Raw genomic sequence first — 26,641 nt, forward strand, 5'->3', positions numbered from 1 at the left:
ATGTTAAAGTTTGTAAAAAATTATATGACAAGCATTGAGGGAATAGAAATTTACCCAATGATCTCTTTATCTATCTTCTTTGTCTTTTTTGCCCTTTTGTTTTTCTGGGTAATTAAAGCGAAAAAAGAATATATAGAAAAAGTGAGTAATCTTCCTTTTGAATAAAAAAAGACTGAACTATGAGTGTTAAAAAACAAAATAAACAAATTGTAGGCTTTGTAATCATCAGTGTATTGGTAGGCCTATTGTTAGAATGGATGTTGCCATCAGAAAATGGATATTCATCTTTAATAGCTTTAAAAATTACCTTGTACTTAATTTTGATGGCAGCCATATTTAGTGCCCGTTTTGTGGTTACTAAAATGAATAATCTTTATTTGTCTTTATCTTCTGAAGAAGAGAAAAAAGCATTTAAGGAAGCACAAGAGGCTAAAAAAATAGATTGGTCAGACTGGCGTGCTATTATGAAACGTATGACTGCTGCAAAACCAATTGAGGAAGAAGGTGAGATTATCTTAAATCATGATTTTGATGGAATTAGGGAGTTAGATAATAATTTACCACCATGGTGGATTTATGGATTTTATATGACAATTGTATTTGCTGTTAGTTACATGGTTTATTATGAAGTTTTAGATGGAAAAGATCAAAAACAAGAATATTTAGCAGAAGTTGCACTAGCCAAAAAACAAATTGCAGCTTATGAAGCTACTCAAGAAAAAGTAGATATGAGTGCTTTGGCAGAAGGAGATAATGCTCAAGGTAAAAAACTATTTAAACGTAATTGTGCTGTTTGTCATGCTATTGATGGAGGAGGTAAAATAGGACCTAACTTAACTGATGACTACTGGATTTTAGGAGGTAGTATGGAAGATATTTACAATACTATTTCAGAAGGAGGTAGAGCAGGAAAAGGAATGATTGCTTGGAAAAACAGTTTTAGTTCTCAAGATCGCCAAATGTTAGCGGCTTATGTAAAAAGTTTAAAAGGAACAACTCCAGCGGAACCAAAAGAACCACAAGGAGATTTATACAAAGAAGAATAAGTTTATTAAAAAATGGAAACAGATAACAAGGAAGTTTTTAGAGATTCTATTGCCACGATTGATAATGAGGGTAAGAGATCGTGGATTTATCCAAAAAAACCAAAAGGGAAATATTATTCCTTAAGGACATGGGTTAGTGTCTTTTTACTAACTACCTTGTTATCTTCACCATTTATAAAAATAAATGGAAACCAATTATTTCTGTTTAATGTAATAGATAGAAAGTTTAATATTTTAGGGTTTCCTTTTTGGCCACAAGATTTTTATTTATTGGTTATTTCCATGCTAATAGGTGTGGTATTTATTATTCTTTTTACGGTTATTTATGGACGTGTTTTTTGTGGATGGATTTGTCCACAAACCATTTTTTTAGAAATGGTATTCCGTAAAATAGAATACTGGATAGATGGTGATAAAGGTGCCCAAAAAAGATTGGCTAAACAAGAGTGGAATGCTGAAAAAATAAGAAAGAGAGTTTTAAAACATAGTATTTACATACTTATTTCTTTTGTAATATCTAATGTGTTTTTAGCTTATATTATTAGTAGTGATCAGCTTATTAAAATCATCACTTCTCCAGTATCAGAACACGTAGGAGGGTTTATAAGTATTTGGATTTTTACTGGAGTTTTTTATTTTGTTTTTTCATGGTTTAGAGAGCAAGTATGTATTATTGCTTGTCCTTATGGAAGATTACAAGGCGTTTTATTAGATAACAAATCTATTATTGTTGCTTATGATTATATCAGAGGAGAAAGAACCCAAGGAAGATCTAAATTTAAAAAGAATGAGAATAGAAAAGAGTTAGGAAAGGGAGCTTGTATAGATTGTGATCAATGTGTAGAAGTTTGTCCAACAGGAATTGATATCAGAAATGGAACGCAGTTAGAATGTGTAAACTGTACTGCCTGTATGGATGCTTGTGATTTTATAATGGAAAAAACAAATCAACCTAAAGGATTGATTAGGTATGCTTCCGAAGAAAATATAGAAAAAAACAAACCCTTTGAATTTACACTAAGAATAAAAGCCTATACCATTATTTTAGGAGTACTAATGGTGGTGTTAATAGCTCTTTTGTCTGTAAGAAGTAATGTACAAGCAAACTTTTTTAGAGTACCAGGGGAGTTATATCAAGTAAAAGAAGGTAGAGTTATAAGTAATGTTTATACCTATAAATTGGTAAATAAAACTACGCAAGATATAGATTCTTTATCTTTTAAAATGATATCCCACAAAGGAAGTATTCAAATAGTTGGAACCACACATTTGTTACTTAAAAAGCAAGGCATTTATGAAGGAACTGTTTTTATTGAAATTCCTGAGGGAGCATTAGAAGATAGTAATGAGAAGATTAAGATTGGGGTTTATAAAGGAGGGAAGGAAATTACCACAACTTCTACTAATTTTTTAAGTCCTCAAAATAAATGGTAAACATAAAAAAATAAATAATGAAAATTAATTGGGGTACAAGTATTGTGTTGGCATTTGGTTGTTTTATTGTGTTCATTTTGTTTTTTGTGATTAAAACATTTACACAAAAAGAATACGAATATGATTTAGTGTCTAGTCACTATTATGAAGATGAATTGGCTTTTCAAAAAACGATTAACAATGCTGAAAATAGGGATAAATTAATAGATAAAGTTTTGTTTGAAAACGCTTCAAATCAGTTAAAAATAATCATTCCTAATCCAGAGAAAGATATGATTGTTGGACAAATACAATTTTATAGACCTTCTAATGATAAGTTAGATTTTACAGAGAGTATCAATTCCAACGAACACGAGTTTATTTACAAAGATGATAAATTGGTAAAAGGAAGATGGAATGTTGCCGTTACTTGGCATTATAAAAAAGATAAGACAAAAGTTTTTTACAAAAAACAAGAATTATATTTCGAATGATTTTTTCTGCTTTTATTTTTGGTTTATTAAGTAGTTTTCACTGTGTAGGAATGTGTGGGCCTATTGCTTTTGCATTACCTGTTCACAAGGGATCTGCCATAGAAAAATGGTCAAAAATATTAGGATATCATTTTGGAAGGTTAATTACTTATGCAAGTATAGGAGCTGTTTTTGGAGTGTTTGGTAAAGCTTTTGAATTGGCAGGTTTACAACAAATACTTTCTATTGTTGCTGGAGTTGTGTTGATAACCATTGCGTTGTTTCAGAAAAAAATATTGAATTATATAGAAAAAAAATCATCTTCTAAAATTATAGGGTTGATTAAAAATACCTATCAAAACATCGCAAAATCTAACTCAGTTCTTAATTTTATGAGTTTAGGAATGCTAAACGGATTGTTGCCTTGTGGAACCGTTTACATTGCTTTAATAGGAGCCATTGCCATTGGGAACGTGGCTTATAGTAGTTTTTATATGTTTGTTTTTGGTTTGGGTACTTTGCCATTAATGTTTTTGTTAATGGGAGCAAAGTTATTAAGTACTCAACGTTTTAGAACTGTGTTTAGAAAAGCTGTCCCGGTAATGTTATTAGTAGTTGGTGCTTTATTTGTGTTAAGAGGTTTGGGCTTAGGAATTGCTTTTGTGTCTCCAACAGGTATGAGTTTACAAGTACAGTTAATGCCTGTAGGTTGTCATTAGAATTTTTAGGTTTTCTTCTTTCCTATTATTTTATCTGTTAATTAATCTTTTCTAATTAACATGATTTAGTTTACTTTGTTGGTGGTATATTTTTGATGTTTATATGCAAGTATATCAAAACAATGAGTAATATTAATAAGATGGATATTGTTATTATAGAAGATGAAGACTTAGCAGCAGAATCTTTAGAGAAGTTGTTGTTAAAAAGTGAACATAAAATCAATATTAAAAAAAGACTAGAAAGCGTAGCTCAATCTATCGCTTGGTTTAAAGAAAATACTTGTGATTTAATTTTTAGTGATATTCATTTAGGGGATGGGGAAAGTTTTGAAATATTTGAAACTTTAAAAATTACTACACCCATTATTTTTACAACAGCATTCGATCAGTATGCGATACAATCCTTTCAATTTTTTGCCATAGATTATTTACTAAAGCCCTATGATAAGGTTAAGCTAAATAATGCTATTGAAAAGTACGTAAAATCCTCTTCAAACGCTGTAAATGATTTTAGTCAGTTAGAGGATTTAATTTCTAAATTGAATACTTCAAGTGAACAAAAAACAGAACAAGAAAGATTTTTAGTAACAAGAGGAGAAAAGTTAATTTCTATAACTAGTAATGAAATTGCTTACTTTATGGCAGAAAATAAAACACTTTTTTTATTTACTACCAATGGTGATAGTTACTTGTACGATGATACCATTTCTAATTTAGAACATAAATTATCAAAAAAGGATTTTTTTAAAATCAATAGAAAATATATTGTTAGGCATAATGCTATAAAAAACATCATAAAATATAGTCAAAATAGACTTAAAGTAGAATTACAGCCCTCACCAAGTACAAATGATTTTATTTTAATTAGTTCTAAAAACATCAATACTTTTAAAGATTGGTTAAATAATTAATATGCAATCAAATAAGTTTATCCTTAGATTTAAAAAACATCAGCAATACTTATATATAAGTGTTTTGTTGATTGCATTGTTCTTTATGGGAAGTGCTTTAATCAATCCCAAAATAACCTCTGTTACCAAAGATTTGGTAGAAGATAATATTCAAGGAAATTTAAAGTCTAAAGAGAATATTGTAATGTTTGAGTTTAATCAACTTAATAGTTATATCCTAGGTTTTAAAAGAATTATTAATAACTCTTTAGAGTTATCTACTCAACAGGTAAATGATAGATTACTTTTTAATTCAGATTTGGCAATGTCAAATCAAGTTATCAGTAATAGTTTTGTGGGGTTTAAAAACGAGGGGAATAGCCAAATAAATTTCTCAAATAAAAAAGACTCACTGTATATTATAGACATTAATAATACTATTAAAAATATTGCTAATAATTACAAGGAGGAGTTTTTATTAGACACTATTATTAAAAAAGAGAATAAAGTATTTAACAGAAAAATATACACAAAAAAAAGAAGTGATAATACTATTTTTGTTGTAGGTTATGATGTGGATTTATTGGCTTTTTGGGAATATTTTTCTGAAATGTATAGAGGAGATGGTGGTTATACAGTAGTAACCAATAAAGATGGTATTTGTATTTTACATCCAGAACCTAACTATATTGGAACTAAATTAACCAGGTATTTTAAAAATATTTCTATAGATAAAGTTTTACAAAGTTCCATTAAAATAAATGGCTATTATGTACTTGATAATACAAATTCACTAAAAACAAAAGCAACTTCTGAATTTTTAGGATTAGAGGTTTTGCGATATTTTGATACGGTTAAGGTTGGAGAAAATTCGTTAATTGTAATTGTAAGTTTTCCTTTAGACATTCATTTAGATAAAATTTCAAAAGACCTTCATCGTTATTTTTCATGGATTAGCTTTTTAGCTTTTATTACGTTTATGTTAATATTGGCAGTATCTAGATTTCAATTAAAAAAAGAATATTTTGATAATTTAAAAGTAGTAGAGGAGAAAGAGCATTTGGTAAATACGAATGAAAAATATCAAAAAGAAAACGCCTTACTTCAATTAAATCAATTAAAGAAAAAAATGAATCCTCATTTTTTATTCAATAGCTTAAATTCATTACACGTTTTAATTGATTTAAATCCAGATTTATCACAGCAGTTTGTGTTAAAATTAGCTGAGGTTTACAGGTATCTTTTAGAAGAAAGACAAGGGAATTTAATTTCGGTAAAAAAAGAAATTACCTTTTTAGAACAATATGTTTTTTTACAAGAAATAAGATTTAATAATAGTTTAAGAGTTTCTATTGTAAATAATTATGATGATATAATTTTACACGAAAAAATTCCGTTTTTATCTTTAGAAACTTTGGTAGAAAATGCTGTAAAGCACAACGAAATAACCAAAGAAAACCCTTTAACTATAGAGGTAATTGTAAATAAAGAAAACATTACCGTTATTAATAATTATACTCCTAGAAAAAAGAAAGATAAAAATAGTCATCACATTGGATTGAGTTATTTAGAGAATACCTATAAATTTTATCAAATAAACACCTTTAAAACGGCAGTGATAGATGATAAATACATCTGTATACTTCCATATATTACTTTAAAATAAGATTTCACTCCTTGTTTTGATGAGTTCACTCTATTTGGTTTTGCTAAACAATTGATTTCATGCAAATTTGATGTTTTAATAATATCATTTATGAAAATCTCCTCTTTAATAGGTAATTTTAGAAATCAAGTTTTAATCATTTTTATATTAATGATGACCAGCACTGTTGGTTTTTCTCAGGATAATAAAGAAGATAAAGACAAGGATACTAAGGTTGAAAAAGATTCTGTAAAACCTGTTGATGATAAAAAACTTACTTATCAAAAGTTTTTAAAAGAAGGAAACGTTAAAAAAGGATTGTTTAATGTATATAATCTTAAAGAAGATTATTATTTTGAAGTGCCAGATTCTTTACTTTCAAGAGATTTATTAATTGTAAATAAAGTGTCTAGTGTTCCTTATGCATTAAACGGTCATGGCTTAAACAAAGGAATGACTTTTGAAACCAAACTGGTTAGGTTTTATAAAGACACTATTTTAGGTAAAGTTTGGGTTAAAACTGTCAACCCAAGAGTCCAGTCTCCAAAAGGAGATGCTATTACATTGTCTGTAAAAGATAATTTTGGAGAATCTATTATAGAAGAATTTAAAATAGAAGCAAAAAATACAGATTCTACTTCTGTATTTATCAAGGTTAATAAAATATTTAATGGTAAAGAAAAAAGTTTTAGTGATTTACTAACCAATATAGGTTTGGGAGGAAGTGTAAGAACCAATTTGTCTATTTTAGAAGCTATTAAATCATTTCCTAAAAATATTGTAGTAAAATCATTATTAACAACTTCTGTAAGTGAAGGGAATGGTCCTGCCTTACCATTGTCTATTGGAGTGACAACCAATATAGTTTTATTACCAACTGATGTAATGCAACCTCGTTTTTCAGACAAAAGAATAGGATATTTTACAAAACCCATGGATTATTTCTCAGATGCTCAGCATGAAGTTGAATCTAGAGAAATGATTACCAGATGGAGATTAGAACCTAAAGAAGAAGATATAGAAAAATACAATCAAGGAGAATTAGTAGAACCTAAGGAACAAATTGTTTATTATTTAGATCCTGCTACACCAAAACAATGGAGACCATATATTGAACAAGGAGTGTATGATTGGAATGTTGCTTTTGAAGCTGCTGGATTTAAAAACGTGTTAAAAGTTAAATTTCCATCAGAAGAGGATAAAGATTTTGATGCAGATGATGTTAGATATTCAGTAATTACTTATGCTGCATCAGAAAAACAAAATGCTATGGGGCCTTCTATTGTAGATCCTAGAAGTGGACAAATATTAGAGTCTGATATTGTTTGGTGGCATAATTTAATGAAAGGCTTGCATTCTTGGATTCGTGTACAAACAGGACCAATAGATCCTAAAGCTAGAGCTAATAAGTTTTCGGATGAACATATGGGAGAAGCCATACGTTTTGTGTCTTCTCACGAAGTAGGTCACACTTTTGGGTTAAAGCACAATATGGGGGCATCATTTAGTTATCCGGTTGATTCTTTAAGATCAAAAACTTTTACGGCTACTATGGGTGGAACCGCTCCATCTATTATGGATTATGCTCGTTTTAATTACGTAGCACAACCAGAAGATAGTGTTACAGAAATTACACCTAAAATTGGAGTATATGATAAATATGCCATTAATTGGGGATATAGATGGATACAAAAGAAATCTGCTCATGAAGAAATTTCAGTATTAAATAACTGGATTAGGAAACATGAAAATGATCCTTTATATTTTTATGGTCCTCAACAAAGTGATGTGATAGATCCAAGATCTCAAAGTGAAGATTTGGGAGATAATGCAGTTAAGGCAAGCGAATATGGTCTTAAAAATTTAAAAAGAATTATTCCTAATATTTTAGATTGGACAGAAGAAGAAGGACAAGATTATTACAAAGCATCAAAATTATATAAAGCAGTTATAGATCAATGGGAGACATATAACAATCATGTAATGGCAAATATTGGTGGTGTTTATGTAAATAATACTGTTTATGGAGATGGAAAAAACACTTTTGATCCTGTGTCTAATAAAATGCAAAAAGAAGCATTAGATTATTTAATCAACAATGCTATTTTACCACAAAAATGGTTGTTTACTCCAGAAATTATAAACAAAGTTTTTGCTGTAAGAGATGCTCCAGATGGAGAACGTTATTACTCGCCAGTTTCTATGTTACGTATTTATCAAACCAACGTTATTTATGCTCTGTTAAAAACAGATAGATTGATGAGGATTACAGAAAATGAAGTGTTGGTAAAAGATGGAGAAGATGCTTTTACAGAAGAATATTTATTTGATGAGTTGTTTGATGCCATTTTTAAGAAAACCAAGAGAGGGAAATCGTTAGATATGTTTGACCGTATTACTCAAAAAAACTATATAGATGTTTTAACAGTTGATAGAAACAAATTGTTAGAAAAAACCAAGGATAAAAAATTATCAGGTAATTTTAACAACTTTAAAAACATCCACTTTTCTTACTTGCCAAGAGTAGCAGATATTGGAACTAATAAAAGAGCTGCTTTAGAAAATGCGTTGGTGCTTTTAAAGAAAAAGCAAAATAAAGGAGACAGAGCTACAAAGGCACATTATAGAGACTTGATTGCTAGAATAGAATATAATTTGAAAAATTAAATCATGAAAAAATTAATATACATATTAATTTTTATTCCAACATTGTTACTTGCTCAAAAGCAAAAGGTAATTACCGGAAATGTTACGGATAAAACAAAAATGCCAATAATTGGTGCTTCTGTTTATGTTTCCTCTGCAATGATTGGAAATGAAACAAAAACAGAGGGAGTTATAGAAAGTTCTATGTTAGGAACTACTACAGATTTTGATGGAAATTTTACTTTAAAAGTCTCAGACAACATCAAATCTATCCTGATTTCTTATATAGGTTACGAAACTGAAAAAGTTGATATTTCAACAAAAACTAAAAATATATTCATTGTATTAAAGCAAAGCTCACAAGCTTTAGAAGAAGTAGTGTTGACTGGGTATCAAAAAATTGAGAAACGGAAAATGACCTCTGCTTACGCAAAAGTAGAAATGTCAGACATCAATCAAGCAGGAGTCGCTAATGTTGATCAAATGTTGGCAGGTCAAATATCTGGAGTACTTGTTCAACCAACCAATGGAGCTCCAGGTGCACCATCAAAAATTTCTATCAGAGGAACAGCTACGTTAAATGGATCGTCAGACCCTTTATGGGTGCTAGATGGAATTCCCTTAGAAGGAAACGAAATTCCTAAAGATTTTAGAGATAAAGACAATATAGATAATTTACAGTCGTATCCAATTGCAGGTTTAAATCCAGATGATATAGAAAGTATTACAGTCCTAAAAGATGCATCTGCTACTTCCATTTACGGAGCAAGAGCTGCCAATGGAGTTATTGTGATTACCAGTAAAAAAGGTAAAAAAGGATCTATGCGAGTTAATGCCAATGCCAATGTTTTTATCACTCAAAAACCAGATTTTAGCAAGTTGAATTTAATGGATTCTTCTCAAAAAGTAGATTTTGAATTGTTACTAGCTAGTCGTTCAGATTTAAAATATAAACAAGATAGAGGAGATGTCGCTAGAATTTTAAATAATTATGGCGAGTATAATAATTTTAGAGATAATGGTTTTTCTAGTATTTCTACAGATGCTCAAAATGAAATCAATAATTTAAAAAACACTAATACCACTTGGGGAGACGAGTTGTATCAAATGGCATTAAACCAACAATACAGTGTAGGTATTTCAGGAGGAAGTGAGAATAATAATTACTATTTTTCTACAGGTATATTTGATGAAAAAGGAAGTACCAAGGGGACTGGTCAAAAAAGATACAATATTACCTTAAAAGACAATATAAGTATAAATAACAAACTAAATGTAGGGATAGCATTATTTGGTAGTCAAAACAGAACTTCTTCTTATATTACTGGTGCAGATTCTTATACCAATCCATCATACTATTCTAGAAATGCCAATCCATATTTAAAAATTAAAGATGAAAACGGAGCTTTTGTTTACGATCCTGATTTGTTAGAAAGAGATGGTTTAAATCTGAATTATAATATTTTAGAAGAAAGACAAAATACCAATTATGAGTTGGTATCAAACTCTTTAAAATCCATATTTGATGTTGATTACAAACTAAATAAAGACATTTATTTTACCACACAGCTTGGTTTACAATTAGATTTTGATAATACTGAAAAATTTAGTGATGAACAAAGCTTTTATACCCGTAAATACGAACAGAAATCTCAGTATAGCACTTCTAATGGTTATGACTATTTTATGCCTAAAGGAGGAATTATTCAGAATTGGAATGCCGATGGTTTTCAATATAACTGGAAAACGATGGCTAATTATAATACTAAGTTTAATAGGGTTCATGAACTAGATATTATGTTAGGGACTGAATTTAGAAGAAATAAAAGAACTGAAATTCATACCAAAGGTTTTGGATTTAATCCTAATACATTAACAACTATTCTTATAGCTAACGAACTAGCATTAAAAAATCCTTTGTTTAATACCTACGGTAAAACATATAGTGAAAATGCGTATGCTTCTTTTTTTGGTACAGCATCTTATACCTACGATAAAAAATATACAGTATTTACAAGTTTAAGATATGATGGGTCTAACTTATTTGGAGTAAATCCTAAATATAGATATTTACCAATATGGTCTTTTGCAGGATCTTGGAACGTATACAATGAAGATTTTATGTTTGATGTGGATGCTGTGAGTGATTTAAAATTAAGAGCCTCCTATGGTGTTCAGGGAAATATAGATAAGTCAACATCACCTTTTGTTTTGGGAACTTATGATACTGCAAGTATTTTACCAGAAGTTAATGAAGAAGTAATTAGAGCTTTAAGCGCACCTAACGGTAATTTAAGATGGGAAAAAACAGTATCATCAAACGTTGGGGTAGATTTAGGATTGTTAAAAAATAGAATTTACATAACTGGAGATTATTATACTAGAAAAAGTACAGACTTAATAGGTTTAAGAGCAGTACCATTAGAAAGCGGTTATAATTTTATCAATACAAACTGGGCTACCGTTACTAACAAAGGATTTGAATTGTCTGTTAATACAACAAATATCAACACACCAAATTTTAAATGGACAAGTGGTTTAAATATTTCTCATAATAAAAGTATTGTTAATGATATTGAAATTAGAGAAAACGACTTTAAACCATCATTAAAAGGATACAGCGTAAATGCCATTTTTGCCATTAAAACAGCTGGTTTAGATAGTAATGGTTTGCCTTTGTTTTGGAAAAATGGGAAAAAAGTATCAGCGGTAGATTTTTATAATTTAGAAGAAGGAACAGATGGAACTCAATTAACCAGACAAGAACATAGAAATCTATACTCTTATGTAGGTGATGGTACTCCAAAATTTAGTGGAGGATTTAGAAATAGCTTTAAATACAAACAATTTGATTTAAGAGTATTAACCAATTTTAACATCAAACAAACAGTTAAAAGTGCTCCAACTTATATGTTTACACAGGCACAACCAGGAAAAAATTATAATACAGATATTTTAAAAGCTGGAACAGGAAATTATCCTGCTTTAATAGGTTTTAATTCTCCAGGTTTTGATACAGATTTGGTGTACAATTGGTTTAATTCTTTTGATGATGGGAAAACCTATAATGACTTAGATATATGGGTAAAAGACATTTCTTACATCCGTGTAAGTAGCGTTAAACTTAGTTATGCTTTGCCTAAAAAACAATTAGAAAAATTACATCTATCAAGTTTAAATTTTAATATAGAAGGAAGAAATTTATTTGTTTTAGGAACTGATCATGATGGTTTTTTTGATCCAGAAACTTATGGAAGTTTATATGCTCAACCTATTCCTAGAATTATTTCTGCTGGATTTAATATTTCTTTCTAAACCAAGAACTCATGAAAAATATTATATATATCATCGTATTTAGTCTAAGTTTTATCTCTTGTGAAAATTACTTAGATGTAGAGCCTATAGGTCAGGTAATTCCAAAAACGGTAGAAGATTATAGAAGTTTTTTAACCTCAGCATATTCAATTTCTAAAAGTCATAAATTGTTAACTACTTATAGAACTGATGAACTGTCTTTAAAAGCAAATACATCAGGAATAGAGCAGTATGAAGATATTTTTATCTGGAATGATTTAAACCCTGGTCCTTTAAGATTAGATTTTCCTTACGCGAGTATATACAATACTATTTTTTACACCAACCATGTAATCAATAGTCAAAGTACAATGGAAGGTAAGTTACTAGAAAAAGAACAATTGGTTGGAGAAGCTCATGCCTTAAGAGCCATGCAATATTTTGAGCTGATTAATTTATATGCAAAGCCTTATAATAAATTAACAGCAATTAATGATGCGGGTGTTCCCATAACTACTGAGTACGATTCAGAAAAGGAATATCCTGTTAAAACTATTGAAGAGGTTTATACATTAATCTTAAGTGACCTTAATAAAGCAGAAGCTTTAATTAACATTAACCAACAAACTTTAGGGTATAATTACAGATTTTCAATATTAGCAGTAAAAGCTTTTAAGGCAAGAGTGTATTTGTATCAACAAGAATGGCAAAAATCGATTGATGCAGCCAATGAAGCTTTAGCTATTAATAATCAATTACAGGATTTAAATTCTGATACATCTATCATGCCATCAGAATACAATTCAGTTGAATCTATTTTGGCTTTAGAAACAATTGCCAATTTTGACTTGGTAAACAAAGCAACTATTTCCGATGATTTAATTGCTGCTTATAACCAAACAGAAGATTTACGTTTCTCACTTTACTTTAATCAAAATCCAAATGGAAGTTATCAATCTAAAAAAAGTGCAGAAAATAAATTTAAAGTTTCACTTAGAACTGCCGATTTGTATTTAACTATAGTAGAATGTTTGGCCAATTTAGATAAAGAAATTTTAGCCAAGGAAAAGTTAATAGAATTTACTAAAAATAGATATACCGCTACAGGTTGGAATGACTACAAAACAACCGTGAACACACTAAATTTAGCCGATTTAAAGCAAGAGATTTTAGAGGAGCGTAGAAGAGAGTTTGCTATTGAAGGACATAGATGGAACGACTTGAGAAGAACCACACAGCCTGAAATTACTAAAATATACAATGGAACTATCTACACTTTGCAAAAAAATGATGAAAGATATACAATTCTATTTCCGAATGATGCGAGGATAAATAATCCTAATTTATAAAGACTAACCTGTTGTAATTCGTTGTTATCTTGCGGATTACGATTAAAAACAATAAGATAAAAACAAAACATTTTAAATATTTTAATTATGAAGAAATTTTTTTCTATGCTAAGTATGTTTATAGCTGTTGCTATAACTACTATTTCGTGTTCAAGTGATGATGAAGTGATTCCACCATCAACCTTAGCAACAATTACAGATTTTACCCTATCAATTGATGGTTTAAGTGCTGATGATATTGTTTATGATTTAGGAACTAATATTACTGTTGCTGTGCCTTATGGAACTAGCTTAATAGGAGTAGTGCCTAATATTACACTTTCAAACGGTGCCACTATTTCTCCTGCTTCTGGAGAAGAAATTACTTTTGTAGATGGTGAACCGACAACTTTTACAGTAACAGCAGAAGATGGAACAACTACTAAAGAATATACTGTAACAGTAAATGTTAGCAATGTTGATACTACATCTAGTGGTACAAAATTAAAAACATATGAGATTGCAGATTTATATGGAGAAAACTCTATAACAACTTATATTTATAATGACTTTAATCTTGTAAGTGAATATACCAAAAAACAAGATGATTGGGGAGATATTACAACAACTGTTTACACCTTAGTTTATAACGATAATAATCAGGTAATTGAGAAAAAATCTACTACACAGAGTACCATTTATACCTATGAAAATGATAAAATAATAAAAGCGGTATATAAAGTTGATGATGTTTTAACTTATACTTATGATTATAGTTATAATGAAGCAGGAGATTTAACCAAAGAAAAAAGAACAGATCATACTGATGAAGACTCAGTTACTGAAGTGCTATTTACCTTAGTTGATGGAAACGTTACAGTAGAAAATAGATTTGGATCTGATTACACTGCTAGTTATGATGATAAAAACAATCCTTTTAAAGGAATGTATCCAGCTGCTTATGCTGCAATTAATGTAGGTATCCAATCTGTAAGCACAAACAATCCTGTGTCAGGAACTTTAGCTGATGATACAGTTACTTATGTATATAATTCAGATAGTTACCCTCTAGGAGCATCATACACTTATTTTGAAGGTGCAGCTACTGTTAAAAAAACATATACTTACTACGCAGAGTAATTATATACTACCCTTGTTTTATTTATGCAAACACTCTTTACTAAAAGGGTGTTTGTTTTTTAAAATTGTTACGAAAAATGAAAAAATATGTATTGTTGGTTTTTACAGGACTAATGTTTGCTTGTCATTCAAGTAATTCAACTGATGAAAACAATGAACAAAAAGAGGATGTTGTTCTTACAAAAGAAGAAAAAATAATTAAATTATATCATGAATCTGTACTACCGATATTTAAAAATTATCAAGAAGCAGGAATTCCATCTGAATTTACCATTGATAAAAAAGATTTAGGAATCGATGGAGGTGCAGCAGAAGGATATTTAGTCGTTAGTCAAGGTTTGGTAAATTTATCAAAAGAAAATATTCAACTATTTGCCTTGTCTCACGAAGTTGGTCATATTGTAACTATTAAGCAAGCAATATTATTTGGCTTAATAGGAGATATTTCAAGTGGAAATATGACCAATGATTATAAAAAAGCAGAATATTTTGCAGATTTAATAGCCATACATTTGATAAAAACAAAATTACCTGAAAGTTTTATTTTATTAGCAGAAGATTTTCCATACTTACAAAATTTGTTAGGCACTGCTGATAGTATGCATCCTTCAGGAAAAGATAGAATAGCTTCTATGAATACATATATTCAAAACAGTAAAGAAAATGGTGATGAAGAAGCATTTAAAAATAGGTTTATAGCTATTTGGAAAATGGATTAACAATCTCATGTATTCTAAAACACACAAAAGCCCGAAAATTTTAATTTCGGGCTTTTGTGTGTTTTAATGATTCTAGTTAATTGGTTTTGGAGGATATTCTAGCATCTTAGCAATTCTATTTTTAATGTCTCATTTTTAAATTAACAGCATTTTTAATTCTATTATTAGCTTCATCTGACACATCTGACCATATAATGTTTAGCATATAAGAGGATACGTCATCAATATTATTAGGTAAGTTATGTCTTAGCTTATATTTGTTTACTATTGATTCATCAAATACATCTCTTTTAAGATTATTTATGTATAAACTTTCTTTGTGAGATGAAATATCTGGCATTTGATAATCAAAAACATGAGCTAAAATAATATAAGCAGCTAAGTTTTTATCAGTAGTATTGAAATAAGGATAAATAGCTTCAGGATTTAGTTTTAAAAGTGTAGTTATTGATTCTAGCCAACTAGAACTCACATTTATTATTTTAATATTTCGATGAAATATAGGGACAGGCAAGAAGTAATTCTCTTCTATTGTTTGTTTAGAATACAACTCTGTGTGTTCTAATGCGTATTTGTTATCGAAATTAGTCATTAAACTATTTATATCTTTGGCATTCATTTGCATTACACAAAGTAATATTAGCATATATTTTTTCATAACTATTTCTATTTATTACAATTATATAATTCTTTTATTTTATCGTCTGAAAGTTTATGCTCTTTTCTTTCATAAACAATACGATTTTGCCATAAGTCGTAATATTCTTTTCAACATATTTTTTACTACTGCTAGTAACCCAGCCACTAGCAAGTTGGTTCGCGTAATTATCTTGTCTTAATAAAGATTTAATTTCCTTTAAAAATTTATCTGAGTAATCATTATCTAAGGAAACGGAGTCAATATATGCTTTCTCTCAATCATTTAAAATTTTAGATTGTTCATTTATAATAATGTTTGATAATATAGCACCTTCAGCTTCAAATTTAGCTGATTCTAGCAAAAACTGATCTCTCGATAATGTAAATATTTGATTTCTCATTATATTTTTATATAAATTAATGTTTATAATGTGAGACAATTCAAATCCAATGGTTGAGTTTGCTACAATTATATTATTTTCTTTTCCTAAATGGATTTCTCAACAAATAACAAGCCATAAAAAACGTCCACTTTCTACTATTGAAAGTGGACGTTTTAAATATAAACTTACTTAATCATTTTTTAGTGATCATCTTCTGCAAAACCGGTTTTTCGGTGACCAGAAATTACATAGATTTCATCCAGTGTGTTATCATAGGTAGCACTGTCGTAAATCCAGTCATATTCTGCTTTTTCAGGATCTGCTCTTAGTGCTTCAGGAACTTCGTAGCTAGTAAACTTAACTGTACCACTTAATAGTTTTATTTTAATGTAAATACTATCTACAGGATTTCCACTAACTGTTGTTCCTGCATTTGGTAATATTTTACCATCTAGTACTAAATTTCTGATGTAATATCTATCTTCGGTTACCTCTTCATTTAATCCAGCAGGTTTAGTTGTTGGTGTTTCAATTGCGATGATATCATTGTCTAAATTATCGAACTCTGTTTCATCGCTCATAAAAGACTCAGAAGTTCCAGTAAAAGAGAATTTACTTTTTAAAGGAAATACATGATCTGTATCTTCAATCCATACTTTATTAGGTACGTTTTCAGCAGTGTTGTAAATCCATAATTGAACATCATGATCATATCCAACATATTTAGCTGTCATATCCTCATCATACAATTCCCAAAAGAAGCTTCCGGAATAATCTAAAGTTTCACTGTCCCAAACTTCAACATCTTCATTACATGAATTCATTGTAAATGCAATGATTAATAGCGATATATATCTTATACTTTTTTTCATATTATTCTATGTTTAAATTATTGTTTTATCAATTTTACAGGAGTAGAAAAAGTTCCTTGTTTTAAATTATGAGAAAAAGTAGTTCCAGTTAATGTAGGACTTACCACTTCCCAAGGTCCCCAAGGAGAATCTGTTAACAAAGCTGCATAGCTTAATCCATCACCTGTTACATAGAAATAAGCAGGAATCATATAAGCAGCCCCATAACCAGAACCAATTCTATATCTAGCTCCAATAAAATCATCAGCATAATACAATCCATCGCCTAGGTGAGTAATAATCGTAGCATCTGGAAAAGTTCCATTAGAAACTTCACCTGTATAGGTACCTGCATAAACATCAGATTTAGATCTGTCTCCTGGAAGTACATATACATTTCTTGTAATGGTTTTACCAAAACCGTCTACATTCTCTATATAGTAACTTACAGGGTAATAACCAGGAGTGTTTACATCAATTGATTCTTTAATAACTACTTGATCTGAAACATCAGTTTCTCCTTCGTAAGCCAAAGCTCCAGGTTCTGTATAGGCAGTACCTTGATCTACAATGTAATTTTCATCTCCGACCAATTCTATTTCATTGTAAGTAGTTATTCTAGAAATTCCTTCTGTATCTAAATCTTGGGTACAAGACCAAAGAAGAGAGATGGCTATCACAGGAATTATTTTATATATAAATTTTTTCATGATTTTATGTTTTAATAAGTTCATTATTTTCCTATTTTTTTATTCCACCAAACTTTTTGTAATAAATCAGGTTTTTGACTAGGAGCATTTGTGTTTTTTCCTAAAACATCTGCTGAATATACAGGTGATGCAGGTAGATTTCCGTTGGTTTTATCTCTACCAGCAACTGAAATAGTAAGACTACCTACAGGGAAATTCATATCAGCATCATTTCTGTCTGCTTCGATGTCAATATCATTCACAGATGGATATTTGGTTCTATTTCTCTCTAAAAATGACTCTAAGTGTTGGTAGTTAGCATTGGCAACCCACTTTTGCATGGCTATTTGTTTGATGTTTTCTTCTGTAGTTCCATCTACCCAAGTAGCATATCCTGTAGTAATAATATCTGTTGATGCAATTTTATTTTGAGATAATGAAGCTGTAACTCCTAAATCATAATACATTTTTGCGTTTACCAAGTCATTAGCTCTGGCATAAGCTTCTGCTAAAAAGAAGTTTACTTCCCAACTAGACATAATCATTAAATCTGCATCTTTAGCAAAGAATGCTTCGCTATAATCTTCATCTTCGTCATCAATTCCATCGTTGTCTGAATCTGTTTTTGAATCAAAATCTCCAAAGAAAGCACCTTCGTGACCATCATCAGGAGCTGTGAATAAAGCATCAATTCTAGGATCTGTATTGTCTAATAAATAATCAATAAAACTCTTACATCCTATTACGTTACCAGATACATAGTTTGCACCAGCAGTTTCAAATTCACGCATTGGATGTTTTTTCCCTTCTTGACTATCGTCCCAAATACTACCAGATATTTTTGCAGATTCATCTAAGAAAGTAGCACTGTTGATAAAAGTGATAACATCAGCATTGCTATAACCAGTTGTTTCTGATTGACGCATCATTAATTTTAATTTTAATGAGTTGGCAAACTTTTCCCAGTTTGTGAAATCTCCGGCAAAAACAAAGTCAAAATCTTCATCAATTGCATTTAAAGTTGTGATGTCTATTTGTAATAGCGCATCAATTCTAGCTTCAAGATCAGCATAGATGTCTTCGTCGTTATCAAATACAGGAGAAGTAATACCTTCATTACCTTTTAAGGCTTCAGTGTAGGGAACATTACCCCACACATCTGTAGTTACTTGCCAGGTGAAAATAGACAAGGCTTCGGCAATGTAGTAATATCCGTTATTGCTCTCATCAGTAGATAATAACTTAATTCTTTTTGTATCGTTTAAAATTCCAGCTGTTAATTTTTCATAAGCATCATCAAAGCTAGTTCCTTCGTATTGACAAAGTGTTTTGAATTGTGATGAAGTATATCCTTGAGTCCAGTATTGTGACCAAAATCCTCCTCCAAATCCAAAATCCCAACCCATTAGCGTGTTTGCTAATCCAACTTGAGCAGATGGTAAAAGTATTTTAGGTTCATCTGTATCTTCCAAAACAGTAGGGTCGTGGTTCACGTCTAAATAATCATCACAGCTAATGGTGAAAATTAATAGGAATATGTATATAAATGGTATGGTATATTTTTTCATTGTCTTATCGTTTTATAGTTGAATGTTTAATCCAAAAGTGAATACTTCATTTGTTGGATTAGCATTATATTCTCCAAACTTAGCATTGATGTTGTTTCCAAACGTAGTAGTTTCTGGATCTATATATGGATTTTCTTTAGGTGTCCATAACAAGAAGTTACTAGCAGTAAAAGATAAATTAACAGCAGAAACCTTTATTTTTTCACAGTAAACTTTAGGAATGCTATAAGCTAAAGTCACATTTCTTAATTTTAAGTAAGATCTATCAATAACAGCGTATGAAGCTCCTTCCATTCCTCCTTCACTATAAAAAGTATGAAGTGCAGTTGGGTTTACAGGGATTGAGTTTTCAGAGTAAGTACCATCACCATTGTCTACGACAGAATTAGGAATTAAAAAAGCATTACGATCATTTAAAACACTCTCTGGAGAACTACCTGTCCAATGTAAATAATCTTTTGTTCCAGAATAAATATAACCTCCGTATCTAAAATCTAAAGTACCGGTTAGGCTTAACCCTTTATAAATAAGAGTGTTGGTAAGTCCCATTCTATACTTTTCGTTTACATCTTTACCAAGTAGTTCCATGTCTGTAGTTTGTTGTGGATTTCCGTTACCATCAACAACAATACTTTCTACACCATCTACTTCTACTGTTTTGGCCTTTGTAAATTTAAATTGACCTAATGGCATTCCCTCTAAAGCATAAAGACCTCCATTAGTACCTCCAAAACCAGTTAGTTGAATTTCTCCAACATCTAAATGTTCAACCATGTTTTTATTTTTGGTATACGCCCAATTTACATCCCATCTAAAGTCTGTTGTTTTGATAGGTGTTAAGTTTACGTTTAATTCAATTCCACTATTCCTAATGTCTCCTAGATTGGCTGTAACAGTAGTATATCCTGTTGATGGATCTAAATCTAAATTTTCTATAACACCTTTAGTAAGTCGGTTGTAATAAGAAAGTTCAAAACCTACACGTTTTCCAAAAAACATATTTTCAAATCCAACCTCAAATTCATCGGTAAGCTGAGGTTTTAACTTTTTATTACCTAGTTTATTAGAGGCAGTGTATGAGTTTACCCCTCCCAAAGGAAATGTTAAATTATCAATGTTAGGATATCCTGGATATTTAGATTGTCCACCAACATATCTATCATAAACATTATAAGAACCCGCATCATCACCAGTAGAACCGAAAGCAACTCTTATTTTAGAGTAATCTAATGAATCTATATCAATATCTTTAGTTAATAAAAATTTACTAAGAATAAAACTTGCTGTTAGTCCACCATATAAAAAACTTTTGTTTTCAGGAGGTAAGGTTGATGACCAGTCGTTTCTTAAGGTTCCGTTCAAGAATAAATAATCGTTATAACCTATGTCTGCACTAATATAGGTACCAATTAATCTTCTTTTTGTTTGATCTTGTACTGAAGTAGAGGGACTTAAGCTATTTCCTAAGTAATAGAATCCAGGAACATCAATAGAGGTAATAGATCCAGAAAGTGAGCTGTAACTTCTTTCATTTGTATTTAAACCTATAATAGTACTAAAGTTTAAATCATCAGTAAAATCTTTCTGATAAGTTAACATCAAATCATTACTAAACTGTGCTCTTGATCTTTTGGTTTGAGTATAACTACCAGGATTTGCCGCTTGTGAACCCGCATTGAAAGAATCTTCTGGAAAAGCAAGAATTCCAATATGCTCGTCAATAGTAGCCGTTTCATAATCTCCAGAAAAACGATAGGTAAGTTTTAAATTATCTACGATATTATAATCAATTTCAAATTTACCGAAAAATTTATATTTACTTTGTTCCGCCCCATCATTATTTAAAATAAAGTAAGGGTTGACTCCATAAGGAGTAAAATAATTTTCGATAGTATTAAAAGGATTGTTTAAATCTCTAAAATCTACAATTGATAATTCACTTGGAATTTCACGCAAAGATCTACTTAAAGAAGTTCCCTGTCCTGATGGAACAGATTTTGTTTTTTCTCTACTAAAATTAATAGCACTACCAAATTTGAATTTTTTAGAAGTATGAGTTGCTTTGGTAGATAAGGTATATCTCTTGTAAGAATCATTATCTGTTGGAATGACACCATCTACAGTATTTTGTGAAGCAGATAAAAAGAAAGTATTTTTTTCATCACCACCAGAAACAGATAATGAGTTTTTAATGTTTTGTCCATAATCGTAGAAATCACGAATGTTATCTTTTAAAGCAATATATGGTTTTAACTGTTGAGTATTGTTTATTACATTACCCCAAACTCTGTCAACACCATCAAAGGCAGCACCCCAGTTACCGTTTTCTTCTAAAGCCCTGTCACCACTCCAACCTTGACCGAATTGGTTTTGGGTGTCAGCAAGAAAACCTACACGACTAATAGCTACAGAACTGTTAAAGTTTACTTTTAACTTTCCGTTTTTTCCACTTTTTGTGGTAATTAATACTACTCCGTTAGCAGCTCTAGAACCATAAAGTGCGGTTGCTGCAGCACCTTTTAATATGGTCATGTTTTCAATATCATCAGGGTTAACAGCATTGATACCAGAACCAAAATCTACTTGAGAGTTTAAGCTATCTCCTGATGGGTTTGCACGGGTTTCTCCAGTACGACTTTGTTCGTTTGTAATTACAATACCATCTACTATGTATAAAGGTTGTACATTTCCAAATGAAGAAGCTCCACGAATGATAACGTTTTGTGTACCTCCTGGAGATGGAGCCGAACTCACTTCTAAACCAGTTACTTTACCTTGTAAAGCTGTCATGGGGTTAATAGCCTGGGTTTTGGTTATTTCATCACCTTTAATTTCGGTTATCGCATATCCAATAGTTTTTTTCTGTTTGGAAACTCCAAGAGCGGTTACCACTACTTCATCTAAAGCTTCAATATTACCTTTTAGCTTCGTGTCGATAGTATTGCTTGCTCCAACAATTTTTTCAACAGTTTCCATACCTACATAACTAAATTGTAGAATATCTCCTTCTTTGGCATTAATATTGTATAATCCATCAAAGTCAGTTAAGGTTCCTGTTGAAGATCCTTTTATCAGAACAGTTGCTCCTGGTAATGGTCCAGAATCATCGGAAACTGTTCCGCTAATTATTTTCGTTTGCGCAAACGAAAACTGAGTTGTTAATGCTAATAAAAGCATTAAGATTTTTGGGGTTTTTAACTTCATAGTTTATAGATATTTAATTAAGTTACTTTTTAAGTATCAAACACCAAACTTTATGGGTAAGGTGGAGATTATTTAATGCATATTCTTGTCATATCCCAAAGAAAGAGGAATATGTTGTGTACGGTTTTATGATTTAACAGCTGACAAGATGATTTTTGATTTAAATATTTAGGGTAATTATCATATATAGTTATGATTTATGACAGTTATTTTTTAAGCATAAAAATGTTTTTTAAAAAAAGAGAATAATAAACTATGAATCAATAGTTTATCTTTTTTTTATACAAATGTTAATCCTCTGTTTTTTATCTTCTGTATAAGAAAATGATTAGTTGTTTTTTTATAGATATTAATTAGTTTAATAATTCCTATTTGTTATTTAATGTATAGTAATTGTTGACTTAACAATTATTTAACACTACCAGTCTACAGGTTAACATAGTTTTGTTTAATAATCATATGTTTATATTTTAATTTTTTAAGCATCTTTTGTTTGTTATGCATGAATAGTAATTTGGTGGATTTTTTTTAAAAAAAAGGGAAAAATAAGCGAGTAGGCCAGTATAACCAATCAAAAGTGGTCATAAATAAGACGGAGAATTAGGTTAGTATTTAAAAACCTAAAAACGTCAGATCTATTAAAAATGTATTCTAAAATTGATTATATTTTTTAGAAATATGTAACAAAAAAAACGCTCTAAATAAATAGAGCGTTTTTTATTTTTTAAACAGTTTTAGAAAACTGTAATTGAGAATTATTACCTAAGTATTGATCAATGGCCATACAGATGTTTCGTATGAAAGGTTTTCCTTTTTCTGTAACTATTATTTTACCTTTTTTAATAGTTACTAAACCATCATGAACTAAAGGGAACATTTTTAAGGGAGCTTTTTCAAGTATTTTATTTTCGATTGTCCAGGTGGTTTCATAATGACACATAAGATTGAGAATATGTTGTCTTATAATAAGATCTTCGTCAGAAGAAATATGTCCTTTTGCAATTGGAAATATCTGATTATTGACCAAGTCTTGATATTCTTCAATGTTTTTTACATTTTGATAAAAACTATTCCAGCTATCTCCAATAGAAGAAACTCCTAGACCAATCATTAAATCTGTTTTTGCATGAGTATATCCCATAAAGTTTCTATGTAGAGTATGATTTATTAGGGCTTTATATAGAGAATCTGTAGGTAATGCAAAATGATCCATACCTATATTATGATATCCAAAATCTTGTAGTAGTTTTTTACCTTCCTCATACATCATTAATTTTTCTTTTCCGTTAGGAAGGTTTTCTTCATTATAACCTCTTTGTCCGTTTCCTTTTAGCCAAGGTACATGTGCATAGCTATAAAAAGCAATTCTATCGGGACCTAGTTCTTTTGTTTTTTCTATGGTGTTGATAACATCATCTATAGTTTGAAATGGTAATCCGTAAATAATATCATGTCCTATAGAAGTATAACCTATTAACCTAGCTAAATCGGTTACATGTTTTACTTTTTCAAAAGGTTGAATTCTATGAATGGCTTTTTGAACAGTTTCATTATAATCTTGAACTCCAAAAGATACTCTTCTAAAACCTAAATCATATAAAGTTTGTAAATGCTCTCTTGTTGTGTTGTTAGGATGTCCTTCAAAGCTAAATTCGTAATTTTCTGCTAAACGTGATGTATTAATGATACAAGTAAGTAGATAATTTAAGTTTTCAGGATTAAAAAAAGTAGGAGTACCACCACCGATATGTAATTCTTTAATCACTGGTTTTTCATCAAACAAGTTTAAATACATAGACCATTCTTTTAACACCGCATTTATATAAGGTGTTTCAACATCGTGTTTTTTTGTAATTCTTTTGTTACAACCACAAAAAGTACACATGCTTTCACAAAAAGGCAAATGGATATAAACACTAATTCCTTCTGTTTTATTGGTTTTCGTAAAAGTGTCAATCATTTTACTTTTCCAAGTTTTTAGTCTAAAGTCTTGTACGTTCCAGTGTGGTACTGTTGGGTAACTGGTATATCTTGGTCCAGGAACGTTGTATTTGTTAATTAGGTTTGTATCCATGACTTTATGTTATTAGGTTCTTTGTAACTGTAATTGTAGATCAATTACTTTTTGATATTTATCTGATAAATTTTCTAAAGCTTGTTTGTTTTGTTCCACTATTGCACTATAATTGTTTTGAAACAATTCTTGATAATAATTAATCCCTTCCAATAAATTATTGGTAAACTTTATCAACGTTTTGTTTTGCTTAGGATTAAATTGTTCATTTATTTGAGTAGATAAATAAGTAACATACATATCTAATTCTTTTATAAACATGTTAGGTCTATCATTACGTTTGATGATATTTATTTTTCCGTAAATATGATCTATCATATTAGTTAGACTTACTTTTTCGGTAAAATAGGCTAGGTTAGGACCTGGACATACAGAAACACCTTTTCCTTCAGTTTTGGTTTCTATGTTATATGCTAACAATGCCGTGGTTCCTAAGCCCACGCAAATACATGATTTTTCTGTTACTTTATCTATTTCTTTTTGTTGCTCAATCGGACTCAAAGTATCATCTGCTTTTAATTGTTTAATTTTTAGATATTGATATTCTCTAGAAGCTGTACACTGTCCTTCTTTTTTAAATTCTTGATTTAAGGCAACATGTTTTTTAGGACAGGCACTACCAGGTCTGTTTTTAGTAATGTATATTTGTTTTTGCTCATCTTTAGTATTTCCTCTTAAGTTGTTAAAAGGAATTCCTAAAGGAGATATGTTACTTAAATACAAATCTTTTTCTTGAGCATTGGCTAATTTATCTATAGTATCAACATCAACAGTAGTGGCTTCTGGAACTAATAAAAATGGAGATCCCCAACCAATAGAATCTAATTCATAATGTTTTAATAAAAACTGATGTTCTTCTGCAGTACCTACACCTCCTTGTGCAGATATTTTTAAATCAGGATAACAGAAAGAACGCTCTTTGTTTTTACTTTCTAAAGCATTTATAAACAAAGAATGAGTGATGTTGTATAATTCTTTTTTGTTTTTTTTAAATTCCTCTAATACAGGTCCTAATAAATATCCTTCTGTAGCAAAAGCATGACCACCACAGTTTAAACCAGATTCTATTCTATATTCAGAAACCCATAAACCTTTTTTAGCTAAATATTTTCCTTGAATAAGTGCAGAACGATAATCACTTACTTTAAGAATGATTTTCTTTTTAATAAACCCGCTTGCATCAGGATAAAAATCTTCAAAGTTTTCTAAGTAATTGTATAATCTAGGATTCATTCCAGCGGAAAAAACAATAGAAGAAGTGATGTTAGCATTTGCATAGCCTCTTAAAGCAGCATGCGCATCATTATATTCAACAGGTAAAGCTTCGTGATCTATATAATTTGTCTTGTCAATTTTGGTCATAATGTTTACATCAATACGACCAGGTCTTAAATTGTATTTAATAAGAGATCTTACTTCCTCAATATCTTCACTTTGTAACAAGCGTTTTTTTAATTCAGAATTGGTAGGTAAATGTTTAATGTAATCAATTAAAATATCTTCTTTTAAATTAGATATGTTTTTTAGTTTCTCAATTTTTGCTTCAATTAAATCTTGCATCAAATTAAGATAAGCTGTAATTCTTAAAGCTCTATAATCAATGGTCTTATCACTAATTTCTATGTATTTCAGTTTGTTTATTTCTGAATAATATTTGCGTAGTTTTTCTAGTAGAATGTCATCTACTAATGATATTACTGAATTTATTCCATAAGCAGCCACCTTTAAAGGGCTGTCTGCAGTGTAACCAATTCCCATTACAGGAATATGAAAGGTGTGTTTTTCCATTACGTTTGTATTGGTAGTTATTGAGCAAATTTATAGAGATGATTATTTCATTAAAATGATAATTATCATTAGTACAGAATTATTACACAACCATACATTATTAAAAGTTGATTAAGTACTTTTGTGGCATGA

The 26,641-nt window shown here is 30.0% G+C and carries 19 protein-coding genes; 12 read left to right on the top strand and 7 right to left on the bottom strand.

The window, feature by feature from the left end; genetic code table 11:
• From BUB70_RS08770 to BUB70_RS08825, 12 genes are all read left to right on the top strand, one after another.
• Nucleotides 1-165 carry a cytochrome C oxidase subunit IV gene (locus tag BUB70_RS08770; protein ID WP_073120631.1) on the top strand — a complete coding sequence of 55 codons (165 nt, stop codon included), beginning with the start codon at nucleotides 1-3 and terminating at the stop codon, nucleotides 163-165.
• Between the two features lie 14 nt (nucleotides 166-179).
• On the top strand, nucleotides 180-1,046 hold the full coding sequence (locus tag BUB70_RS08775; protein ID WP_073120633.1) for a cbb3-type cytochrome c oxidase N-terminal domain-containing protein: 867 nt from the start codon (nucleotides 180-182) through the stop codon (nucleotides 1,044-1,046).
• 12 nt (nucleotides 1,047-1,058) lie between these two features.
• Complete coding sequence (ccoG, locus tag BUB70_RS08780) at nucleotides 1,059-2,480, top strand: cytochrome c oxidase accessory protein CcoG (RefSeq protein WP_073120635.1); 1,422 nt, start codon at nucleotides 1,059-1,061, stop codon at nucleotides 2,478-2,480.
• Nucleotides 2,481-2,497: 17 nt separating this feature from the next.
• A complete protein-coding gene (locus tag BUB70_RS08785) occupies nucleotides 2,498-2,953 on the top strand; it encodes a FixH family protein (RefSeq protein ID WP_073120638.1) in 456 nt (151 codons plus the stop codon).
• Nucleotides 2,950-3,651: a sulfite exporter TauE/SafE family protein gene (locus BUB70_RS08790; RefSeq protein WP_073120640.1), complete on the top strand. Its 702-nt coding sequence runs from the start codon at nucleotides 2,950-2,952 to the stop codon at nucleotides 3,649-3,651. The genes BUB70_RS08785 and BUB70_RS08790 overlap by 4 nt, the downstream gene beginning before the upstream one ends.
• Before the next feature lie 122 nt (nucleotides 3,652-3,773).
• Complete coding sequence (locus tag BUB70_RS08795; protein WP_229742970.1) at nucleotides 3,774-4,562, top strand: LytR/AlgR family response regulator transcription factor; 789 nt, start codon at nucleotides 3,774-3,776, stop codon at nucleotides 4,560-4,562.
• 1 nt (nucleotide 4,563) lies between these two features.
• Complete coding sequence (locus BUB70_RS08800) at nucleotides 4,564-6,207, top strand: histidine kinase (RefSeq protein ID WP_084730233.1); 1,644 nt, start codon at nucleotides 4,564-4,566, stop codon at nucleotides 6,205-6,207.
• 150 nt (nucleotides 6,208-6,357) lie between these two features.
• Nucleotides 6,358-8,853, top strand: coding sequence for a zinc-dependent metalloprotease (locus BUB70_RS08805; protein ID WP_370456750.1), 2,496 nt, complete (start codon nucleotides 6,358-6,360; stop codon nucleotides 8,851-8,853).
• Between the two features lie 3 nt (nucleotides 8,854-8,856).
• Nucleotides 8,857-12,147, top strand: a complete 3,291-nt coding sequence (locus tag BUB70_RS08810) for a SusC/RagA family TonB-linked outer membrane protein (RefSeq protein ID WP_073120647.1) — start codon at nucleotides 8,857-8,859, stop codon at nucleotides 12,145-12,147.
• An 11-nt stretch (nucleotides 12,148-12,158) separates the two neighbouring features.
• Nucleotides 12,159-13,475: a RagB/SusD family nutrient uptake outer membrane protein gene (locus tag BUB70_RS08815; protein WP_073120649.1), complete on the top strand. Its 1,317-nt coding sequence runs from the start codon at nucleotides 12,159-12,161 to the stop codon at nucleotides 13,473-13,475.
• Between the two features lie 87 nt (nucleotides 13,476-13,562).
• On the top strand, nucleotides 13,563-14,594 hold the full coding sequence (locus tag BUB70_RS08820) for a hypothetical protein (protein ID WP_143155274.1): 1,032 nt from the start codon (nucleotides 13,563-13,565) through the stop codon (nucleotides 14,592-14,594).
• 77 nt (nucleotides 14,595-14,671) lie between these two features.
• Entirely contained in the window at nucleotides 14,672-15,313 is a 642-nt protein-coding gene (locus BUB70_RS08825) for a M48 family metalloprotease (protein ID WP_073120653.1), read from the top strand.
• Between the two features lie 121 nt (nucleotides 15,314-15,434).
• Here BUB70_RS08825 and BUB70_RS08830 read toward each other — a convergent pair whose 3' ends face one another.
• The 7 genes from BUB70_RS08830 to BUB70_RS08860 form a co-directional block, all read right to left on the bottom strand.
• Nucleotides 15,435-15,971, bottom strand: a complete 537-nt coding sequence (locus tag BUB70_RS08830; protein WP_143155275.1) for a hypothetical protein — start codon at nucleotides 15,969-15,971, stop codon at nucleotides 15,435-15,437.
• 564 nt (nucleotides 15,972-16,535) lie between these two features.
• Nucleotides 16,536-17,207, bottom strand: coding sequence for a lipid-binding protein (locus BUB70_RS08835; protein ID WP_073120657.1), 672 nt, complete (start codon nucleotides 17,205-17,207; stop codon nucleotides 16,536-16,538).
• A gap of 17 nt (nucleotides 17,208-17,224) precedes the next feature.
• Nucleotides 17,225-17,896, bottom strand: coding sequence for an immunoglobulin-like domain-containing protein (locus BUB70_RS08840; protein WP_159431425.1), 672 nt, complete (start codon nucleotides 17,894-17,896; stop codon nucleotides 17,225-17,227).
• Nucleotides 17,897-17,919: 23 nt separating this feature from the next.
• Nucleotides 17,920-19,443 carry a SusD/RagB family nutrient-binding outer membrane lipoprotein gene (locus BUB70_RS08845; RefSeq protein WP_073120659.1) on the bottom strand — a complete coding sequence of 508 codons (1,524 nt, stop codon included), beginning with the start codon at nucleotides 19,441-19,443 and terminating at the stop codon, nucleotides 17,920-17,922.
• 12 nt (nucleotides 19,444-19,455) lie between these two features.
• Nucleotides 19,456-22,647 carry a SusC/RagA family TonB-linked outer membrane protein gene (locus BUB70_RS08850; protein WP_084730235.1) on the bottom strand — a complete coding sequence of 1,064 codons (3,192 nt, stop codon included), beginning with the start codon at nucleotides 22,645-22,647 and terminating at the stop codon, nucleotides 19,456-19,458.
• Nucleotides 22,648-23,371: 724 nt separating this feature from the next.
• The gene (gene hemN, locus BUB70_RS08855) at nucleotides 23,372-24,721 is read right to left on the bottom strand and encodes an oxygen-independent coproporphyrinogen III oxidase (RefSeq protein WP_073120660.1); all 1,350 of its coding nucleotides are present in this window, start codon (nucleotides 24,719-24,721) and stop codon (nucleotides 23,372-23,374) included.
• A gap of 12 nt (nucleotides 24,722-24,733) precedes the next feature.
• Nucleotides 24,734-26,509 carry a hypothetical protein gene (locus tag BUB70_RS08860; RefSeq protein ID WP_073120661.1) on the bottom strand — a complete coding sequence of 592 codons (1,776 nt, stop codon included), beginning with the start codon at nucleotides 26,507-26,509 and terminating at the stop codon, nucleotides 24,734-24,736.
• Between the last annotated feature and the right edge of the window lie 132 nt (nucleotides 26,510-26,641).

The sequence above is a fragment of the Wenyingzhuangia marina genome, assembly GCF_900130035.1.
Classification (GTDB): domain Bacteria; phylum Bacteroidota; class Bacteroidia; order Flavobacteriales; family Flavobacteriaceae; genus Wenyingzhuangia; species Wenyingzhuangia marina.

Bases quoted from the DNA above. Each gene is read 5' to 3' on its own strand.
- BUB70_RS08770 (WP_073120631.1), top strand. From the start codon at position 1: ATGTTAAAGTTTGTAAAAAATTATATGACAAGCATTGAGGGAATAGAA.
- BUB70_RS08775 (WP_073120633.1), top strand. From the start codon at position 180: ATGAGTGTTAAAAAACAAAATAAACAAATTGTAGGCTTTGTAATCATC.
- ccoG (WP_073120635.1), top strand. From the start codon at position 1,059: ATGGAAACAGATAACAAGGAAGTTTTTAGAGATTCTATTGCCACGATT.
- BUB70_RS08785 (WP_073120638.1), top strand. From the start codon at position 2,498: ATGAAAATTAATTGGGGTACAAGTATTGTGTTGGCATTTGGTTGTTTT.
- BUB70_RS08790 (WP_073120640.1), top strand. From the start codon at position 2,950: ATGATTTTTTCTGCTTTTATTTTTGGTTTATTAAGTAGTTTTCACTGT.
- BUB70_RS08795 (WP_229742970.1), top strand. From the start codon at position 3,774: ATGAGTAATATTAATAAGATGGATATTGTTATTATAGAAGATGAAGAC.
- BUB70_RS08800 (WP_084730233.1), top strand. From the start codon at position 4,564: ATGCAATCAAATAAGTTTATCCTTAGATTTAAAAAACATCAGCAATAC.
- BUB70_RS08805 (WP_370456750.1), top strand. From the start codon at position 6,358: ATGATGACCAGCACTGTTGGTTTTTCTCAGGATAATAAAGAAGATAAA.
- BUB70_RS08810 (WP_073120647.1), top strand. From the start codon at position 8,857: ATGAAAAAATTAATATACATATTAATTTTTATTCCAACATTGTTACTT.
- BUB70_RS08815 (WP_073120649.1), top strand. From the start codon at position 12,159: ATGAAAAATATTATATATATCATCGTATTTAGTCTAAGTTTTATCTCT.
- BUB70_RS08820 (WP_143155274.1), top strand. From the start codon at position 13,563: ATGAAGAAATTTTTTTCTATGCTAAGTATGTTTATAGCTGTTGCTATA.
- BUB70_RS08825 (WP_073120653.1), top strand. From the start codon at position 14,672: ATGAAAAAATATGTATTGTTGGTTTTTACAGGACTAATGTTTGCTTGT.
- BUB70_RS08830 (WP_143155275.1), bottom strand. From the start codon at position 15,971: ATGAAAAAATATATGCTAATATTACTTTGTGTAATGCAAATGAATGCC.
- BUB70_RS08835 (WP_073120657.1), bottom strand. From the start codon at position 17,207: ATGAAAAAAAGTATAAGATATATATCGCTATTAATCATTGCATTTACA.
- BUB70_RS08840 (WP_159431425.1), bottom strand. From the start codon at position 17,896: ATGAAAAAATTTATATATAAAATAATTCCTGTGATAGCCATCTCTCTT.
- BUB70_RS08845 (WP_073120659.1), bottom strand. From the start codon at position 19,443: ATGAAAAAATATACCATACCATTTATATACATATTCCTATTAATTTTC.
- BUB70_RS08850 (WP_084730235.1), bottom strand. From the start codon at position 22,647: ATGAAGTTAAAAACCCCAAAAATCTTAATGCTTTTATTAGCATTAACA.
- hemN (WP_073120660.1), bottom strand. From the start codon at position 24,721: ATGGATACAAACCTAATTAACAAATACAACGTTCCTGGACCAAGATAT.
- BUB70_RS08860 (WP_073120661.1), bottom strand. From the start codon at position 26,509: ATGGAAAAACACACCTTTCATATTCCTGTAATGGGAATTGGTTACACT.